At 40.1% G+C, this 18138-nt stretch carries 17 protein-coding genes and 1 tRNA gene; 10 read left to right on the top strand and 8 right to left on the bottom strand.

The annotated features are described in order from the left end of the window. From JWQ85_RS19830 to JWQ85_RS19810, 5 genes are all read left to right on the top strand, one after another. Positions 1-722, top strand: a 722-nt coding sequence (locus JWQ85_RS19830) for a BamA/TamA family outer membrane protein (RefSeq protein ID WP_299471081.1), incomplete at its 5' end; no start/stop codon positions are given. A gap of 206 nt (positions 723-928) precedes the next feature. Then, entirely contained in the window at positions 929-1237 is a 309-nt protein-coding gene (locus tag JWQ85_RS19825; protein ID WP_299471079.1) for a metalloregulator ArsR/SmtB family transcription factor, read from the top strand. Positions 1238-1243: 6 nt separating this feature from the next. Then, positions 1244-1738, top strand: coding sequence for an SRPBCC domain-containing protein (locus JWQ85_RS19820; RefSeq protein ID WP_299471077.1), 495 nt, complete (start codon positions 1244-1246; stop codon positions 1736-1738). A gap of 80 nt (positions 1739-1818) precedes the next feature. Then, positions 1819-2904, top strand: a complete 1086-nt coding sequence (locus tag JWQ85_RS19815) for an acyltransferase (protein ID WP_299471083.1) — start codon at positions 1819-1821, stop codon at positions 2902-2904. A gap of 57 nt (positions 2905-2961) precedes the next feature. Then, complete coding sequence (locus JWQ85_RS19810; RefSeq protein WP_299471075.1) at positions 2962-3297, top strand: hypothetical protein; 336 nt, start codon at positions 2962-2964, stop codon at positions 3295-3297. A gap of 58 nt (positions 3298-3355) precedes the next feature. On the opposite strand, the gene JWQ85_RS19805 is transcribed toward JWQ85_RS19810, so the two are convergent. Both JWQ85_RS19805 and JWQ85_RS19800 read right to left on the bottom strand, forming a co-directional pair. Beyond that, positions 3356-4024: a hypothetical protein gene (locus tag JWQ85_RS19805; RefSeq protein ID WP_299471073.1), complete on the bottom strand. Its 669-nt coding sequence runs from the start codon at positions 4022-4024 to the stop codon at positions 3356-3358. Positions 4025-4099: 75 nt separating this feature from the next. Further along, entirely contained in the window at positions 4100-4684 is a 585-nt protein-coding gene (locus JWQ85_RS19800; protein ID WP_299471071.1) for a Crp/Fnr family transcriptional regulator, read from the bottom strand. 144 nt (positions 4685-4828) lie between these two features. Between JWQ85_RS19800 and JWQ85_RS19795 the strand changes: the two genes are divergently transcribed. Further along, complete coding sequence (locus JWQ85_RS19795) at positions 4829-5182, top strand: hypothetical protein (RefSeq protein ID WP_299471070.1); 354 nt, start codon at positions 4829-4831, stop codon at positions 5180-5182. A gap of 69 nt (positions 5183-5251) precedes the next feature. Here the strand turns inward: JWQ85_RS19795 and JWQ85_RS19790 are convergent, their stop codons facing one another. Next, on the bottom strand, positions 5252-5677 hold the full coding sequence (locus tag JWQ85_RS19790; protein WP_299471068.1) for an FtsX-like permease family protein: 426 nt from the start codon (positions 5675-5677) through the stop codon (positions 5252-5254). Between the two features lie 297 nt (positions 5678-5974). Here JWQ85_RS19790 and JWQ85_RS19785 point away from each other — a divergent pair, with 297 nt between their 5' ends. Next, positions 5975-7012, top strand: coding sequence for a zinc-dependent alcohol dehydrogenase family protein (locus JWQ85_RS19785; RefSeq protein ID WP_299471066.1), 1038 nt, complete (start codon positions 5975-5977; stop codon positions 7010-7012). A gap of 47 nt (positions 7013-7059) precedes the next feature. Beyond that, positions 7060-7947, top strand: coding sequence for a dienelactone hydrolase family protein (locus tag JWQ85_RS19780; protein WP_299471064.1), 888 nt, complete (start codon positions 7060-7062; stop codon positions 7945-7947). 47 nt (positions 7948-7994) lie between these two features. Here the strand turns inward: JWQ85_RS19780 and JWQ85_RS19775 are convergent, their stop codons facing one another. Further along, entirely contained in the window at positions 7995-8534 is a 540-nt protein-coding gene (locus JWQ85_RS19775) for a hypothetical protein (protein ID WP_299471062.1), read from the bottom strand. A 201-nt stretch (positions 8535-8735) separates the two neighbouring features. Between JWQ85_RS19775 and JWQ85_RS19770 the strand changes: the two genes are divergently transcribed. Both JWQ85_RS19770 and JWQ85_RS19765 read left to right on the top strand, forming a co-directional pair. After that, positions 8736-9461, top strand: coding sequence for a PRC-barrel domain-containing protein (locus JWQ85_RS19770; protein WP_299471060.1), 726 nt, complete (start codon positions 8736-8738; stop codon positions 9459-9461). A 554-nt stretch (positions 9462-10015) separates the two neighbouring features. After that, the gene (locus tag JWQ85_RS19765) at positions 10016-10876 is read left to right on the top strand and encodes an RNA polymerase sigma factor RpoD/SigA (RefSeq protein ID WP_299471058.1); all 861 of its coding nucleotides are present in this window, start codon (positions 10016-10018) and stop codon (positions 10874-10876) included. Positions 10877-11234: 358 nt separating this feature from the next. Here the strand turns inward: JWQ85_RS19765 and JWQ85_RS19760 are convergent. The 4 genes from JWQ85_RS19760 to JWQ85_RS19745 all read right to left on the bottom strand — a co-directional run bounded on the left by JWQ85_RS19760 (position 11235) and on the right by JWQ85_RS19745 (position 18062). Continuing rightward, positions 11235-11307 (bottom strand) — tRNA-Met (locus JWQ85_RS19760). A gap of 300 nt (positions 11308-11607) precedes the next feature. Further along, positions 11608-12360 (bottom strand): hypothetical protein, encoded by a 753-nt coding sequence (locus tag JWQ85_RS19755; protein ID WP_299471056.1) that lies wholly within the window; start codon positions 12358-12360, stop codon positions 11608-11610. 17 nt (positions 12361-12377) lie between these two features. Beyond that, a complete protein-coding gene (locus JWQ85_RS19750; RefSeq protein WP_299471054.1) occupies positions 12378-14609 on the bottom strand; it encodes a DUF87 domain-containing protein in 2232 nt (743 codons plus the stop codon). A 204-nt stretch (positions 14610-14813) separates the two neighbouring features. Next, the gene (locus JWQ85_RS19745; protein WP_299471052.1) at positions 14814-18062 is read right to left on the bottom strand and encodes a DEAD/DEAH box helicase family protein; all 3249 of its coding nucleotides are present in this window, start codon (positions 18060-18062) and stop codon (positions 14814-14816) included. Positions 18063-18138 lie beyond the last annotated feature (76 nt).

The raw sequence follows: 18138 nt of genomic DNA, 5'->3' as shown, positions 1-18138 counted from the left end.
ATAAAGAGGTGGAGAAGAATTTGTTTGTTGGGGCGGGTGTATCATTTGATATCCGCAGAAAAATTGAGAATAAAGTAACAGATGATGAACTAACCCCCTATAATATTTACAGCGATAAATACGGGTTCGACCGGGATAAGTATATGTCAAACGGGCTGCTCTTTAATGTACAATACACCACACGTGATAATCAAAATCGTGCATACAAAGGTATTTATGCGGATGCAGGTATCAGGGTTAATCAATCATGGTTGGGAAGTTCAAAAAATGCGGTTGTATTCACCACCGACTTTAGAAAGTACTTTAGCCTATCATCTTCAAACCCTGAACACGTTATTGCCTTTTGGAACTGGGGATCGTACCTGGTGAGCGGCGCCCTGCCCTACCTGGAACTACCCGGAACAGCTAAGGACGGAGCCTTTCGGAGCGGAAGGGGATACACCGTTGGTTATTTTAAATCGCCGCAGTACGATTATTCAGAGGTTGAATATCGCTTTCCTATAACAAAAAACAAGTTTTTAAGCGGTGTTGCCTTCGTAAATATGCAAACCGCCAGCGATGACGGATTGGGTACCAAGCTATTTGAGCAATGGCAGCCCGGTGGTGGTGCCGGTTTACGTGTGTTATTCAATAAAGCTACACGCACCAACTTATGTTTGGATTATGCCTGGGGTAAATATGGCGCACGGGGTTTCTTTTTGGGGCTGAATGAGGCCTTTTAAGTTAACTTCCATAGTTTAAGGTATCAATAGAAATGCCTCTTAGAGAAATCTATGAGGCATTTTTTTGCAACAGGTTTGGCATACTATCCTAACCATTGTGACCTAATTATCAATATCTGCAAGCTCGATTATCCAAATAATTGAAAAGAAATTTGCGCAATCAATAGGTTGCGTTTATATTTGCAATCAAACGGTTGCGAATTGATATGAGACGAGACGTATTTCAGGCGATTGCCGACCCTACCCGCAGGGCAATTTTAACTTTATTGGCTTTACACGCAATGACGCCAAACGCTATTGCCGAACATTTTGACAGTAGCAGGCAAGCTATATCCAAACACATTAAGATACTTACCGAATGTGAGTTGGTAAAACAGGAACAAAGCGGCCGTGAGATCCATTATCATTTTAATGTGCAAAAAATGAAAGAGGTGGATATATGGATGGAACAATTCCGCGCTATATGGGAGACCCGTTTTGATCAATTGGACAACTTATTAAAAACCACAAAATAAAACATCATGACTAAAAGAGAAACTGTCTTTTCAAAAGACCTGCAAAACAAAAAACTTACTGTTGTAAGAGAGTTTGATGCACCGTTAGAGCGTGTATGGGAAGCATGGACAAAAAGTGAGATACTTGACCAATGGTGGGCACCAAAACCTTACAGGACCGAAACAAAAAAAATGGATTTTAGAGAAGGCGGTTTTTGGCTATACCTCATGATAGGGCCGGAGGACGACGGTTCGTGGTGCATAGAGAATTATAAAACTATCGAACCCAAAAAACGAATCGTCAATTCGGTTGCGTTTAGTGATGAAGAAGGTAATCCAAATACTGATTTCCCTATAATGAACTGGGAAAAAGAATTTACCGGAACTGGCAACGCGAGCAAGGTAAACATCGAAATAACTTTTGATAAGGAAGCTGATATGGAAACGCTCATGCAAATGGGCTTCCAGGAAGGCTTTACCGCCGGATTAGATAATTTGGAGGCTTATTTAAGCGCGCAATAAAATCCGGGCGGTGTTATTAAGCCGAAATTGTTATTATTGGTTCTTCTATACATCATGATAAGTTGATGTATAGAAGAACCATAAGTATGAATAAAATAAGCCCGGATATTCTAAAACCTAAACAACATTTCGATATCCTTGATGGATTAAGAGGAGTAGCAGCCATAGCAGTAGTGGCTTTCCATTTTATGGAAATGGCTATTTCAGATTACAGCAAAAATTTTATTGCACATGGTTTTTTAGCGGTCGACTTCTTTTTCTGCCTATCCGGCTTTGTTATTGGATATGCCTATGACGACCGTATTGGTAAAATGGGGGTTTGGGAGTTTTTCAAATCCAGGTTGATAAGGCTGCATCCTTTGGTAATATTAGGATCGGTATTAGGTTTGCTCACCTTTCTTTTCGACCCGTTTGGCGGCCACCCCGAATTATATAGTACCGGCAAAGTTATATTGATCTTTCTGTGTTCCGTTTTTCTTATTCCCCTCCCGATTATGCAGGAACGGGCTTTTAACCTGTTTGGTTTTAATGCCCCATCATGGTCGTTATTCTGGGAATATGTGGCCAATATATTTTATGCCTTTATCCTTTACAGGGTTGGCCGCTGCTGGTTGCTTTTAATGACCATATTTTCGGCAGCAGCTATTTGCTTTGTAGCTTATAATGCAGCTAACTTAATGGGTGGATGGGACGGAAATAGCTTTTGGCATGGCGGCGCACGTATCTCTTATTCGTTTTTAGCGGGGCTGCTTATTTACCGTTCTAACTGGATCATTAAAAACAGGCTGGGTTTTATAGGCCTTTCGGTATTGCTTGTATTAGCCTTTATTATGCCGTTTTCTAAATGGAACTGGCTATCAGAATCGCTGGTAGTATTATTCTACTTTCCGTTGCTAATTGCATTAGGTGCAGGGGCTATACTTACTCCCGGCTTTAAAAAACTTTGCGTGTTTTCAGGGAAGATCTCCTATCCGCTGTATATGACACATTATGCTGTAATATGGGCATTTGGTAATTATTATGGCACCCACAAACCCGCCACTGCACAGTTAGCCATCGTCATTATAACAAGTATAATACTATTGGTTGGCATAGCCTGGGGAGTAATGGTGGCTTATGATATCCCCGTGCGCAAGTACTTAAGTAATAAGCGAAAGCAACATTAAAGTAATAATTCGCACAAATGCACACTACATAAACTTGTTATTCATATCTTGCAGATAATGACGGATTACCTTACACTATTTAAAGACTGGGTTATTGGCCTGGGCGAGAAACACGAGGTTGATCCACTTATATTGGGGAGCCTTTATTTAGTAAGTAAATTATGTTTTTTTACCTCACTTGGCTGGGTGCTGAAAACATTAAGAGCTAAAAAGCCTGTTCTTACGCCTTTACTTATTGCATGCATTAGTTTTAGTATGCCCTACCTTTATTTGGTAATTGCCGGTCGCAACCTGTCTGTCTGGGTTTATATATTTATTGCCCTGATGTTTACTTACGGGGGATATTCTATCTGGAAGAAGATTACCGAAAAAGCAGGCCCGGTTAGCGTTTGATAATATAACTGGCTTAACAATTCGACCTTTCTCTGTCTCGTTGCTATACGCTACTACTTTACTTTATCAACCTCCTTATAACCGCCAAGTGCGCAAATAATACAGCAGGTACAACAAAGCAGGGAAGCCACGCAAAAGGGAAATAAAAAAAGGCGATGTTAGGCTGCTCAAAGCCAAATTGCTGGAAACGCAACGGCACAGATAGCACTGCTGTAACAACAATATTTGTAAGCAGTAATAAACAAATGATGTTCCATACCAGCAACGCTTTTTTACCAAATACGTTTTTAATGTATGCAAAATAATAAACTACCGGTGCGGTTAGTCCGCAAAGGATATCAAAGTTTCTGCCCTCAAAGGTCATAACCATGGGTACTGCCTTATGTAAAAACAACCAGTATAAAGTAAGTTCTACCGGTATCCTTACCACATGCAGCAACGTTAGGGTTTTTATATCAAAGCCATCTATTATGTTTCGCCCTGTTTTTGTTAGGAACATAATAGCAATAAACAGCACCGGTGGCATTAACAATAGTGCAAACCTTGGTGGCACACCGCCGGCAACCTCATAAAACCCCGATAGGCTTACAACAGCCTGTAATACCAGCCACAGTACTATAACAACCATAACCCTTTTTGAATAATTAGAAGCTTTATACAATAGCAGCAAAGTGAGTAATGCCGTTAGTATAAATACGATGCTGATGTAATTTGGTAAATGTTCCATTGCTTAATTGTTTATAAAACAAAGGAACCCAATTAAACAAGGCGGCACCTTGCCAAATGACAAGAAATGAACGCGTTACTGTTTTCTGGATATTTCCTTACGGATCCTGCTTAAAGATGTATCTGTGATGCCAAGGTAAGACGCGATATTTTTCAAGGGGGCATGCTGAAAAATTTCGGGATTGGTTTTTAGTAGTAGCTCATACCGCTCTTCGGCGGTTTCGGTTATCATAGATAGCATCCTGGTTTTAAGTTCTGCAAATCCTTTAACAAGTATCGATCTGCCAAACTCCCTAAACTCGGGAAGCGAGTGGAAAAGATTATTGAGCTGCTCATACGTAATATACCAACCTTCGCAATCTGTTAATGCCTGGATATTTTCTTTTGACCGGGTGCGATTGAAAAAAGAGGAGACCTCAAATACCACCTGCCCCGGCGAACAAAAATTTGTTGTTACCTCATTGCCCTCTGTATCATGTGCAAAAGCACGCATGTAGCCTTTTTCCAGGAAAAGGTATTCATTACATATTTTACCTGCCATAAGCTGGAGTTGGGTTTTTAAAATGGCCTTATGTTCAAATTGATCGGCAATTTCTTTTGCGCCTGATAAAGAAACCAGGTTTGTGTTTCGGAAAAACAAAGCAAGGTTTTCTTTGCTCATAGTGGGTTAAATATGTGGTTGATGTATTACTGACTACTAACTTAATAAATATCTGAACAAAAAAACCACAGTCATTTCTTGCCAATTGGCAAGTGAATGGGCCGCCCAACTTATGACCTTTGCTTATAACAAATACAAATTATTATGAACAACGAACAAATCAGTAATCCAATAGACTTAACCACCCCTACAACAAAAATACTGGCCATTGGCCGTTGGACAGAAAAGGGCATGGATCCTAAAACAAGATTCCCGGTGATGGTGAAAGAAGTACCTGCTACCGTGCGCCTCTATCTTACAGGCAAAATAGAAATGTGGTACGTAAAGCCTGATATAAGCGGCGTAGTATTCATTATGAACATTACCGACCCTGCCGAAGCGCATCAGCTTTTGGAAAAGTTGCCTTTAGGTATAGCCGGTATGATGGAATTTGATTTTATCCCTTTAGGCCCAATCAGTCCATTACGGTTTCTTTTGCCAGATGACACTGCAGCGTAACCCCTTCAAACAAACAAGCCCCTTATTAAGAGGCTTGTTTACTATTTATTAAGGGCTCCCGGGTTGCTTTTACTCTGTTTTCAAGCTTTTAACCGGGTTAGCAATAGCCGCCTTTATAGCTTGTACACTTACTGTTGAAAAAGGAATAAGGACAGAGCCCAGCCCGGTAAGCCCAAATATCCACCAGCTTAAATTTGTGTGATATGGATAATCCTGTAACCATTTGCTCATCAGCCACCAGGCCACCGGCGATGCGATAACAAAAGAAATGAGCACTAATATCAGGAAGTCTTTTGTGAGTAGGGCGGTAATACGCGCTACCGAAGCGCCAAGTACTTTAAGTATGCCTATCTCTTTAATGCGGCCTTCGGCCATGCAGGCCGCCAGCGCAAACAAGCCCAGGCACGATATAAATATACTTAGGCCGGCAAATACTGCTACCACTTGCCCAGTGTTCTTCTCATCCTGGAATTTGATCTTGTAGGATTCATCCATAAACTTAAAATCGAATGGATAATCGGGATTGTATCGTTTAAATATGGTACAAGCCAAACTTATAATTATTTGATAATGTATTTATTATGGTGTTATTGATGGCAAATACCGTACGGTACCGAACAGCAGGTGTACGGATATTGACAGTTGAATGGAGAAACCTGTAGCCATTATTACCGATTGATCATTTTGGTTGAAACAACTCTTACATGTTATTGTAGTAAAGGGTACTACTAACTACTATAGTATAATACTCTTTTATACTTATGTTAATTCACTAATTTAATATGATCATCTATGAAAGCCTTGGTTTACCACGGGGAGCATAACATCACTTTAGCCGATGTTTCGAAACCTCAAATAGAAAAAGCGACAGATGCCATTGTCCGTATTGTTCATACGACCATTTGCGGAACTGACCTGGGGATCCTGAAAGGGAAAAACCCAGAGGTGGCCAGTGGCCGCATTTTGGGCCATGAGGGTGTTGGTATTATAGAGGAAATAGGTTCCGGCGTCGCGCAGTTCAAAAAGGGAGACAAAGTGATCATTTCCTGTATTACCGCTTGCGGGAGTTGTATCTATTGTAAAAAACAGATGTACGCCCATTGTAAGGATGGGGGATGGATATTAGGGCATCTTATCGATGGCACGCAGGCGGAGTATGTGAGGATACCTTATGCGGATAATAGCCTGCACAAGATCCCCGAAACAGTAGATGATGAAACCGCCATTATGCTAAGTGATATACTGCCTACCGGGCATGAAATAGGCGTACAGTATGGGAATGTTAAACCGGGAGATACTATAGCCATTGTAGGCGCGGGCCCTGTTGGGATGGCTGCCCTGCTAACGGCACAGTTTTACTCGCCGGCTAATATTGTAATGATGGATACGGATGATAACAGGCTGGAATTTTCAAAAAAATTAGGCGCTACCCACACAATTAATTCCGGCACCGGGGATGTTGCTAAATTTATCAATGAACTTACAGATGGAGAAGGTGTTGATGTGGCCATAGAAGCTGTAGGGCTACCCCAAACCTTTGACATTTGCCAGCACATAATTAGGCCTGGCGGGCATATTGCCAATGTGGGCGTACACGGAAAAAGTGTGGATTTTCAGATCCAGGAGTTGTGGATTAAAAACATCACCCTAACCACCGGCCTGGTCAATACTAACACAGTGCCAATGCTTTTAAATGCCGTGGCATCGAAAAGGATATCACCCAACAAACTCATAACTCACAGGTTCAAACTCGATCAGATCTTGGAAGCCTATGAGGTGTTTCAAAACGGCGCGAAAGAAAAAGCGCTCAAGGTATTGATCAGCAATTGATCAAGCAATTGCTATGAATTATTTATATTTGAATAAAGCCTATAATTATGAGCCAGATCAATAAAGAAGACGTTAAACAGGAAGTATTTGACCTGTATGATGATTACGCGCACAACCGGGTTGACCGGCGTGGGTTTTTAGAAAAACTATCTTTTTATGCGGTTGGCGGGTTAACCGTACCCGCGCTGATGAGTTTCCTGACGCCCGATTATAAAGGTAACGTGCAGGTAACGCCCGATGATCCCCGCTTGAAATCAGAATATATCACTTATCCCTCACCAAAAGGCGGCGGAACTATCAAAGGGTTGTTATCAAAACCTGCAGATGCTAAAAAGAAGCTTGGCGGCATTATAGTAGTTCACGAAAACCGGGGCCTGAACCCTTACATTGAGGACGTTGCCAGAAGGGCCGCCCTGGCTGGATTTATTTCGCTTGCGCCCGATGCACTTACACCACTTGGCGGTTACCCGGGTAATGACGACGAGGGACGCACTATGCAAAGCAAAAGGGATAAAGGCGAAATGGAGGAAGATTTTATAGCGGCCTATGAATATCTTAAAAAGCACCCCGACTGTAACGGCAAAGTGGGGGTTGTTGGTTTCTGTTTTGGCGGCGGGATAGCCAACATGATGGCCGTTCGTATACCGGAACTGGCTGCAGCTGTGCCTTTTTACGGCAGCCAGCCTGCTGCCGCGGATGTGCCTAAAATTAAGGCCCCCTTGATGCTGCATTATGCATCGCTGGATACCAGGATCACAGAGGGCTGGCCGGCCTACGAAGCCGCCTTAAAAGCGAATGGGAAAAAATACCAGGCATTTATTTACGAGAATGTGAACCATGGCTTCCATAACAATACTACACCCCGTTATGATAAAGCCGCCGCAGAACTTGCCTGGAAGAGGACGATTGATTTTTTTGGAGAGCAGTTGAAGTAGTTGTATAATTAATGTTGGCATCTCTTATAGATGAGTATATATCCTAATCACCCTCGAAAGGGTTCGCGATGTTCTATTATATCTACCCTAAACCACCCATCCCCTAAGTTTTTAATGTCACTTTTATCTTTACTGTCATGTCCTTTTTTTTCGCAACTGCAATCGCAGTTATTATTGTGGATTAAATAAAGCGTTTCTGCGCTACTGTTAATTAGATAGCACTGTAACGATTTTTTTAGCTTGTAGCTGATGCAACTTTGTTCGTGCATGTCTATTTCAATAATATCACCATCATTAAATAATGATTTAATTTCATTTCTATCCTTATATGATAAGGAAGGGAAAAGTTCATCAACCTGTTGGGTGCTTGTAATGCGTCCATATTCAAATGGAAGAAATTGAGTTAGTCCTACAACGCTATTGTGCGGTGCCTGTAATTGCGCTTTAATAAGTGTATGGTTGGCTTTTTTAAACCTTGCCAACGTATCTTTATCAATATTAATTGAAATTAGGCGACTTGGAATACCTATATAGCAAAGGATAATTATACCAAAAACGGCTAATAATACACGACCAAATGTTTTCAAATTCAGGTTTATAAAAACCTAAAATAATAATTTATTCTTTGATTTTAACTTAAACGATCATAGCTCATTTAAACAAACCCCATCTAAGGAATTTGAAGCCGTTTAACGGATAGCAATTCACGTCGTTTATGCTTGATTTTCAAACATTTCAGCATGATTTTTGCGGTAATATAATTTACTGCTTATAAACCGAAGGGAATCATGAGACGGAATGTAAAAGGTTTAGTGGGCTTCAGAATGGGCGCCACTGACGGTGAATTTGGTAAAGTGGAGGAGTTTTATTTTGATGACGAAACCTGGACGATACGTTACCTGATCGTTAAAACCGGGAGCTGGTTGTTTGGCCGCAAAGTACTCATTCCCCCTTCCGCTTTAAAAGAACCAGACTGGGCAAACGAAACCTTCCCGGTTAACCTGACCAAAGCACAAATTAAGCACAGCCCAGACATAGATACAGAAAGAACCGTTTCCCGCCAGCAGGAAATAGACCTTTATACCCATTATGGCTGGCCCTATATGGGCGTCGGCGGAGCTGGGTTTTATGGCGGCATGGGGCTATCGGGGATGATGGAATCCCGCATCCCGTTTGAGGAAAGCATTTTGGCAGCGGCAAACCACGACAAGCCAGCCGACCCGCATCTGCGCAGCATTGACGAGGTTATAGGTTACCGCATCCATGCTACCAATGGCGAAATTGGCGACGTGGAAGATTTTATTATCGATGATCAAAATTGGCGCATCCATTTCCTGGTGGTGGATACCGGCCACTGGTTTCCCGGAGAGCAGGTACTGATCGCGACCAAATGGATCAGCCAGGTCAAATGGCAAGAATCCGCAGTGTATGCTGATATCACTGTCAATGATGTAAAGAACAGCCCGAAATATAATCCCTCCGTGCATCCTGAAACCTATGAAAATGAATTATAGCGTTATCCTTTAGCCTTCAGCATTACCGCAGTTATTTTTTCCCTGATCAACAGCAGGGGGACAGGCGTGCGGAAGGCCAGCTTTTTGGTTAAGCTGCTGTGAAAAAGACTGTCAAAAAAACTATGGTGCCGCGGTACGGCGATCCGGATTGCCAATAATTTAAATCTTTAAGTTGTTGAGGCATGGTACGGATAAACCACTAAAAGTAATGATAATCAGGGAATACTTTGAAGAGCAGTAATATTTTGACATATTCTTACGTGTAATTCCCGATCCATGAACGAAGTATACCTTTTTCTAAAACGAACTGCACCAGCCGCCGTACGTGTCAATCTTGTTAGTTCTGTGCTGTTGATATGGCTTCCTAACTTCTTGACATCCAATTAACACTCTTTTCTAGTCCTGTGCTTATATTTGTATGTTAAAGATTTTTACATACCCTTTCTTCCGCAGGCACCAGCAACTTCGCTAAAATCTCTTAGAGAATCATTTCTGCTTTTCGCGCATTCTAAGGCAAGGATCTTTAGCATTCACTTAAAAAGTATTTTTAAAAAATGAGGCAACTTAAAATTAGTGAGTCGATCACCAATCGTGAGACAGCGTCGTTGAATCAATATTTGTCAGACATTGCAAAGATTCCAATGATTACGCCACAAGAAGAAGTGATCCTGACTCAAAAAATCAGGGAGGGCGATCAGGCTGCGTTGGAAAGATTGACAACTGCAAACTTGCGGTTCGTGGTCTCTGTCGCAAAACAATACCAAAGTTCCGGCCTGACACTCGGCGACCTGATCAATGAGGGCAACCTTGGCCTGGTCAAAGCGGCAAAGCGATTTGACGAAACAAAGGGTTTTAAATTTATATCGTATGCAGTATGGTGGATCCGTCAGTCTATCCTGTCGGCTATTGGCGAACAATCGCGAATGGTGCGGTTACCATTAAATCAGGTGGGCGATCTTTCTAAAATCGCTAAAGCCGCTTCTAAGTTGGAGCAGATTTATGAAAGGCAGCCAACTCCCGAAGAATTGGCAGAAGATTTAGAAACGACGGTTGAAAAGGTAAGCAATTCCTTGTCGCATTCAGGCAGGCACTTATCGTATGACACCCCTTTTTCCAGTGAAGAAGATAATACTTTGCTTGATGTGTTACAAAGCGCTGAGCCTGGAACAGACAAGGAAATGATGAACGAATCCCTCAGCATCGAGGTGTCCGATAGTATGCGCGTGCTTGATGAAAAAGAAAGGGAGGTTTTAGAACTGTTTTTCGGGTTGAAGAATCAGCACGCACATAGCCTGGAAGAGATCGGTGAAAAATATCATCTTACCCGCGAACGTGTAAGGCAAATTAAAGATAAGGCATTGGCCAGGTTGCGTGCCAGTACCCGTTCAAAAACGTTAAAAACTTATCTGGGATAATTAACGAGCCGAGAAGACGCTGTACTAAAAAAGAGAAAGAATGTCCCTGAGCTTATTTAAGTCAATTTCCAAGGCACAAAGCTTATGCTAAAAGAGGCAAGGAAGCTCCTGCTTGATGATGCTATCGACAGCAACGACTATAAAACGATCAATGCTGAGTGTGAAAACAAGTTGCTTAGCCTGGAAGCGAAGCTAACTGGTTTCGGTAAAACATTGTTTGATTTGGACGATTGTTTAGATAAGGCTTATCGAACCACTCGAATGAACGAAGCCGCCAATCTAATCTACTTAATTAACAGCAAGTTAGGGGCAAAAAAAAATCGGACAAAACTTGATTTTTCAAGCTTGTCCGATTCGGTAGCGGGAGCAGGACTCGAACCTACGACCTTCGGGTTATGAGCCCGACGAGCTACCAACTGCTCCATCCCGCACTATATTTGGTGTATGATATAATAACGGCCATAACCTCCGTTAATTGTTCCCCGCTTGCCGGGAATGTAGGTGCAAAATTGATTTGGTCACCGCTGTTTAGAAAGTAGAAAGCCTCAAATCTTTCGACTTGAGGCTTTTGAGGTAGCCCGTGAGGGACACTTCACACACCGCTTTGTCGAAGATTTACGTGTGTTAGGTAGTGCCTTTGATGAACAAACGTCCTATTAGGACTATTATCAAATCGGCACAATAAACAAATACTCCCCTTGTATTTATCAGCTCACAATAACGTGGTCACTTTAGTCCGGAATAATTACGTTTTTAATAAGCTCGATTTTAGTGCCAATGACAAATCCTCTGTCTAGTCTCTCCTCGATCATGATTCCCACCAAAATATACTTGTAAGTATTAGCTCTTTTTCCTGCTACAGACAACCAGATTCCACCACCGCTTAAACCCTTCAGATCCTTAGGCCCTAGTCTTCTGGTATCGTCGTTAAAATCACCTTGTTTACGTATATTATATTCTAAAGTGACATTTTCCGTATAATTAAAGCCTAATTCCTTAATTTTTTTATAGGTCCTGGTGTTCGTTAAATATCCAAACGATTCTACATAGAATGCATGATCTTTTAAGTCCGTTCTTTTATTAATGAACCCGAAAAGCATATAAAATAGATCATCATCAAAAATGTGATTGAATCCGAGATATTTAAGAGGCAAAAAGGAATAGTGGGCCTTAAGGTGTTCAAGCCTTTCATTTTTAAATTCCACCATTGCTAAGTCGATACTATCAGTATCATTATTGATGAACTTTATGTTATCAGGCAGCCTTAATGCAAAGCCTAAGCTTGTTAATATAATTACATCCTCTGCTTTAATATTGTCAAAAACGTGCTTGCAGGTTAATAGAAAATACTTTGAGGTCCCTTTAATGAATACGCCTGATGCTATTTGAATCGGCGCGTCATCCCTTTCGTCCATTGGAATATTATCTTTAAAAGGATGAAAATAAAGTTGAGCAGTATATTTTAATACAGGAAACTCTTCCATATATACATAAGGTTTAATTATGCCGCTCCAATAACATTATCAGGTTCAGGGAGTATAATATCCTTCATATCATTTAATTCCAAAATAACAGGTTGCTTTAATTTCATCGCTTTTCCAATTGCAATACAATGCCTTTCTTCTAATGTTGGTAACAAATTAGAATAGTCTGAACCAATGTAGTTTTCTAAGAATTGTTTTCCTGTATCATCAAATACCCTTAGCGCAAATATCGTATTACATTGGTTAAGTATGCTTTTACTAATATTGGCGGTTCTTTGCGTAACAACCATTGAACCCAGTCCGAATTTTCTTCCCTGTAATATCACTTTGGCTATCCCATTTGTTGCATTTTTGTCGCCATCACTTGACACAGAGTTCCATTCAGGGACCAAGGAATGCGCTTCTTCAAACACAATAAGATATCTTGCATCTATAGTTTCACCTAATCCCTGCGCTTTCGCAAATATCCTTTCAGTAATAATCCGGGTCTTCTCCGAAGCAGTTAAATCTATTTTATTTGTTATCTTAAAGCTGCTGGCTGCTTTAGAAACTTGATGCCAATCCGGGTTTAAAGTTAATACCCTTTTTGCAGAACCGGCAAAAGTATTAATTTCAGTGCCAATTGTAGCTTTATAAAATGCTTCATTTCCCCATGTTGAAATATTTTCAGCCTGTCCCGCACTTTGGTTATTTATTCTCAATTGTTCTTTGGCTGCCTCTGGAATGTCCTCCTGTATTAAATTTGGATCAATATACCGCTTTAACTCCCTCGCATATTGATTGGTCAAATCAATACAAAATATTTTTACATCTGTTGTTTCGATTAGCTTTTGTAATAATTCAAATGTTAAACAAGACTTTCCTATACCTAATATCCCTAAAATTGCAGTATTATGGGTTACCAGTTCATTGGGGGATTTTATAGGTATTCCGTAATGTGTGTTTGGTAATTTGCCAATAAATTCTTTTGGGCTATACGCAATTGTCCGGGGGTTGAGCAGAAATAATGGCGTATAGATTTCAGGTAGCCACTTAACTGTATTTAACTCGTTTTCCGTAAAATCATATTTCCCAAGCTTTTGAGCTGTTCCTACTGTAAACCCGTTTGAATCCCTATGTTCTAAGGTTTCTTCATCTGTTCTCGCATCTATGATTTGATAAAGCACCTCCTGATCGGCAATTTCCGTTTGAATAATTGTGCCTTCACCGATATTTTTTTCAATAAGAAATCTATCATCAAATAGCTTCCTGAACTTGCCTAAACTTATGGTCGATCCCTTCCATATATAGCCGATTAAATTGTCAAAGTCGCGGTGAACAGGGTTTGCCTGAATAAGGACCTTAACTTCATCGTCCAACTCATCAATATTTAAGAAATAGACGGCATTAGTTTTTGAATAGATAGTTTTCTGTCCTGCTAATGGATTATGGGACTTTAAATTAAAGGAGACAAGGTTTTTGTCATTATCTCTTAACGATACAACCTGTACCCATTTTTTATTTAACAGTATGATTTCACTTATCACCATACCCGCAACGCCATTGGTAATATTTTCAAGATAGACCAACTTCCCCTTCAATATCTTTTGCCTAAATGGATTATCTATAGGAATTTCTACATTGTAGAAATCCTCACTTTCATGGCCGATAGCCTGGCCTATAAAATCACCTGTATCCGTTTTGCTGAAAGCATAGGTCAGAAGATTGGTGACCCATTTGATTGTCCAGACAAAAGGCTTATTAATAAGTAATAATAATCCAAAGCCTATTAAAACGGGATATTCGGTTTTGTCATTTTGAAAAAGAGAAGTTACAATGTCAAAATACAGAAGGGAGAAAACAATTTCTGGTCTTGAAATTTTACAGATAATGTCAACACTTATTCGCTGAAATTTTTCTGATTTTTTAAATCCATGTATTAAAATCAGCAACAAAGCGACAGCAATAAAAATAATTGACGCAGCTATCCAATAACTATACAAGGTCAAATCACTTTTTCTGTTAAAGCCAATAAGGAATAAGAATATAGCAACCCACCTGGTAATCACATCTACCGGTTTTGAAAAATAAGGTTCTGTTATATAGGTGCTGAGAATTAAAGCAAGCCCGGTAGCAATTAGAACGGAGTTTAATTTATTGTTTGAATCCACAACAAATTGCCAATTGCCACAAAAGTAATAGCCAATGCTTAAAATGATGGCGGCGTAAATACCAACTAATACAAATCTTTGTTTAATATTTAAATCCATCGTTGGTGTAATTGTGAGTTAGGCCGTAATGACTATTAGCTGAATGTCAATAATTTATAGACTTTCAGATATAATATAGAGCAATGTAGTAATAACAAATTGATAAAGAATAAATTATTAATGCTGGTAAGAATCCTCTAATAACTATCCATTGACTCTTTTTAACAGATATTGGCACCGTGCGAAGCGGTCGATTGTAAATCACTAGCTGGAATAAACCTTTAAGTCGATGTTGGCAACTACATGCAGATAATGCGCAGTATTTCCCAACAGCAACCGAATGTCATTGGATACATTGGCTTTAGCCATCCCTGGTTGGACAATTGACATATGAAATTTCATTTTTTTAGTCCATTTTGCTGCTGTTAAAAGTGCTTCAAGTTGATCCGTTGTTCCTTTAATCAAACGACTGCATGTCACGCCGCTTTCGGTTTTGTCTAATTTCCTGAATAACTGCTCAAAAAAATCTTTCCCTGGCTTATATTTCCAGTTAACGGATTTTTGAGTTTGTCCGCAAACTTGATAAAAGTTATCAATGTCATTACCTACACCTCCTCCTTTTGCGTATTTCAAATGAAATAGGTGAACATCTATTTGCTGATCCGAATCATTAATCCCAATAATATCTGCTATTTCTCCTTTACCGTCACCGTCATATACGATTTGATAATCATTAAGAATTTGTTGTATAAAAGCATACTGTATGGAGTCCTGAACATATGGTGTCACCCCCTGTGATTCTTTGTTTAAAGCAACACCGGGCCACGTTTGGCTAATAATACGATCAAGTGGGAATAATGCTGCCTGCTCACGAGGTTTGATATATTGATTTTGAAGCAATTGAGCACCGTCTGCGAACCAAAACACAGGTGTGTATTTTTGAAAAAACTCATCCAGCGGCTGGATGGTTGACCCAAATTCAATTCGTGCATCTATTTGATCCAATTTATTAATCTTAAATGTTGGTTGTGGTTTACCGTCAACCATAATCTCTGATAACACTAACTCAAACTGCACTTCAAATTGTTCCGTACTAAGTGAAAAAAGGAGATTAGGATTATTCTGGTCGTCATCAGTCTCGATATCAATTTCCCATAAATAGTAACGAATTCCGTTAAGGTATATCTCATATCGGCTATCCGTAAACTGATACATCTCCGGATGCCAGTCTACAGCGACAGCTTTCTGAGGTGGCCTTGCTGATATTTTTTTAACCTGTAATGTGTGTTCTAATACCGTATTTGGATTAATTGCCGGGTCTTCAACTATATCTCCTACTACTCTGCACCAGTCGGTCAATTCGTCAAGATTGCCACGTAAATAGGACCATATTTTCCCTTTAACTGAACAGCCGAGCGAAACTTTTTCTCCATCTTTATAACCGACTCCAAATATGTTATTTTTAATGAGAGTGCCTTGTTCCAGCATATCTAAACCATCCTGCACACCTTTGCCGTAAAATGAGCGGAAACTTATATCCTGCCCTATACCAGGTCTGCCACCTACATTAAACAATGATAACCGATGAACCTCATGGAAAATACGAAAGACTTCCATTCCGGTAACCTTTGTTGTATTTCCTTCAAAAATAGCATGGACTAATTTTTCTGTATGTAAACCTTTGATCGAAGTATTAATAAATATCCGGTTTACGTCCGGGCGGAGATCCCAGAATAGGGTGATCATATCCCATTCTAAATTCTGAACAGTATCAAAGTCTCCCCAATCTACCCGGCTGATTTTACCAAGTACAATAACCAGTGTATTTTCATGTGAATTAACACTACTATACTGATGCTCATAGGTGTTCAAATTACTGATTCCTTCCCGCCAATTGTTTGGGTGCCAGGTATCTCCATCATGTCTAAAAATCACTGTACTCAGCGCAGGATTGATATTTTGAAAAGGGATATTGGAGTCATCCAAATCTTCAAATCCCGATAAAAACTCTTTAAAATTTATCTCCTTTTGAGTAGCAGCTTCACTAAGAACGGGTAACAGCAGGTTCCAATCCGCATCTTTTGCGTACAATTGGTCCAGCTCTGCTTTGATTGGTGGATAGGCCGAATTTGTAATAAAACTTGCTTCGCCCAACAAATCATATGCAGTACGTGTGAAACGCCCAATGAACTGCAATGTTATTGGCAGGCTCTGTCGCTCATCGTGAATTGCAGCAATCTTTAATTCTGGCAGATCAAAACCTTCACCAAGCATATCCACACAGACAATAATAGAATGCTCCTTGCGTCTGATTGCACGAATCAAATCAATTAGTCCAGGTCGACCAGTGTATACAACCACCGGCTTTAAATCAGCATGCTTTTCGTAAAACGGGAATACCTCATTTGCGCGTTCTTTGTTCATGCACCTCGCCATAATGATATGCGGAAAACCATCTGCTCTATCTTTTCTCAATTGCTCAATAGCTTTTTCAGCTATAAGTTCATCCGCTTTCTTTTTATCATATTCACGAATCGGTAAAAAATTGATCTTTTTATAATACTTCTGCTCCTGAGCCTTTTTAAGAGAAAAGTTAAAAATATACTTGCCCTTTATTTTTTTTCCGTCATTTCTATACGGAGTAGCTGTGAATAGAAAAACCTTTTCCTTGTCAAATCTGCTTATAAATTGCTGCCATGTACCAGCTTCAGAATGATGGGCCTCATCTACGAATAAATGCGTAAAACGCTCAGCCATTAATTGCTGAATTTCGTTTGTTCCGCCCGCTGCAATGCTCATAGTGGTAACCACCACATTTACTTTATCTATAAATTCTGTAAGCTGGTTGGGGTCAAGTATTTTATTGCCAATTATACCAACAATAGGATTAAAAGCGTCGGCGCCAACAATGCCAAACTCCTTTAATAAACCCAGCGTTAGAAATTTCCCGGCTAATTGTCCCCGCAGAGAATCTGATGGAACAGTAACCAATAGCTTTTCGCACTTATTGGAAACCATGGTACACAGCATGGTTTCTGTTTTCCCTGTACCAGTGGGCATAACGACAATACCGATGTCATCTGCATTTTGAGTATGCCCAAGTATCGAATGCAACGCGCCCAATTGAGGAGGCCGAAGACCAGGGACCGCATTAATGGGATCTTCTTTTAAAAAAAAGAACCGATTCGTCCATGAATCAATAACCTCCTTGGGGCTAACCGTAATTATTAAAGGATGCTTAAGCCAGTGTGATAATTTTAAATTACTGGTTTCGAAATCTTTTTTTGTCGGTTTTCGTCCCGCTAAAACAACCATGTCAAAGTCGTCAATAAAATTATCGTCAGATTTATTTGTTATCAAAACTTGGTCATCACCATATTCTATTACAAAGGGGGTGACGCTAACCAATGTCACTTCGACATTAAATGCTGCTTTTTGGAAATGATGAAGGATGAAGTTACGGCGTTCGGCAAATATCTGATTGCGAATACTAGGAAAGCTTACAATTGGCATATAATAATTGGATAGGTTATTAAAGGTACGATTAATTCAAAATAATATTTTCACACGCCATATTTTCATAAATAAA

Source organism: Mucilaginibacter sp., assembly GCF_028288105.1.
Taxonomy (GTDB): Bacteria; Bacteroidota; Bacteroidia; order Sphingobacteriales; family Sphingobacteriaceae; genus Mucilaginibacter.
The sequence above is the reverse complement of the archived record's forward strand: the minus strand, read 5'-3'. Positions and strand labels throughout refer to the sequence as shown.

Excerpts from the sequence above, each read along its gene's own strand:
- JWQ85_RS19790 (WP_299471068.1), bottom strand. The coding sequence starts at position 5,677 with ATGGATGAATCCTACAAGATCAAATTCCAGGATGAGAAGAACACTGGG.
- JWQ85_RS19825 (WP_299471079.1), top strand. The coding sequence starts at position 929 with ATGAGACGAGACGTATTTCAGGCGATTGCCGACCCTACCCGCAGGGCA.
- JWQ85_RS19750 (WP_299471054.1), bottom strand. The coding sequence starts at position 14,609 with ATGGATTTAAATATTAAACAAAGATTTGTATTAGTTGGTATTTACGCC.
- JWQ85_RS19820 (WP_299471077.1), top strand. The coding sequence starts at position 1,244 with ATGACTAAAAGAGAAACTGTCTTTTCAAAAGACCTGCAAAACAAAAAA.
- JWQ85_RS19755 (WP_299471056.1), bottom strand. The coding sequence starts at position 12,360 with ATGGAAGAGTTTCCTGTATTAAAATATACTGCTCAACTTTATTTTCAT.
- JWQ85_RS19800 (WP_299471071.1), bottom strand. The coding sequence starts at position 4,684 with ATGAGCAAAGAAAACCTTGCTTTGTTTTTCCGAAACACAAACCTGGTT.
- JWQ85_RS19795 (WP_299471070.1), top strand. The coding sequence starts at position 4,829 with ATGAACAACGAACAAATCAGTAATCCAATAGACTTAACCACCCCTACA.
- JWQ85_RS19785 (WP_299471066.1), top strand. The coding sequence starts at position 5,975 with ATGAAAGCCTTGGTTTACCACGGGGAGCATAACATCACTTTAGCCGAT.
- JWQ85_RS19780 (WP_299471064.1), top strand. The coding sequence starts at position 7,060 with ATGAGCCAGATCAATAAAGAAGACGTTAAACAGGAAGTATTTGACCTG.
- JWQ85_RS19770 (WP_299471060.1), top strand. The coding sequence starts at position 8,736 with ATGAGACGGAATGTAAAAGGTTTAGTGGGCTTCAGAATGGGCGCCACT.
- JWQ85_RS19805 (WP_299471073.1), bottom strand. The coding sequence starts at position 4,024 with ATGGAACATTTACCAAATTACATCAGCATCGTATTTATACTAACGGCA.
- JWQ85_RS19765 (WP_299471058.1), top strand. The coding sequence starts at position 10,016 with ATGAGGCAACTTAAAATTAGTGAGTCGATCACCAATCGTGAGACAGCG.
- JWQ85_RS19745 (WP_299471052.1), bottom strand. The coding sequence starts at position 18,062 with ATGCCAATTGTAAGCTTTCCTAGTATTCGCAATCAGATATTTGCCGAA.
- JWQ85_RS19810 (WP_299471075.1), top strand. The coding sequence starts at position 2,962 with ATGACGGATTACCTTACACTATTTAAAGACTGGGTTATTGGCCTGGGC.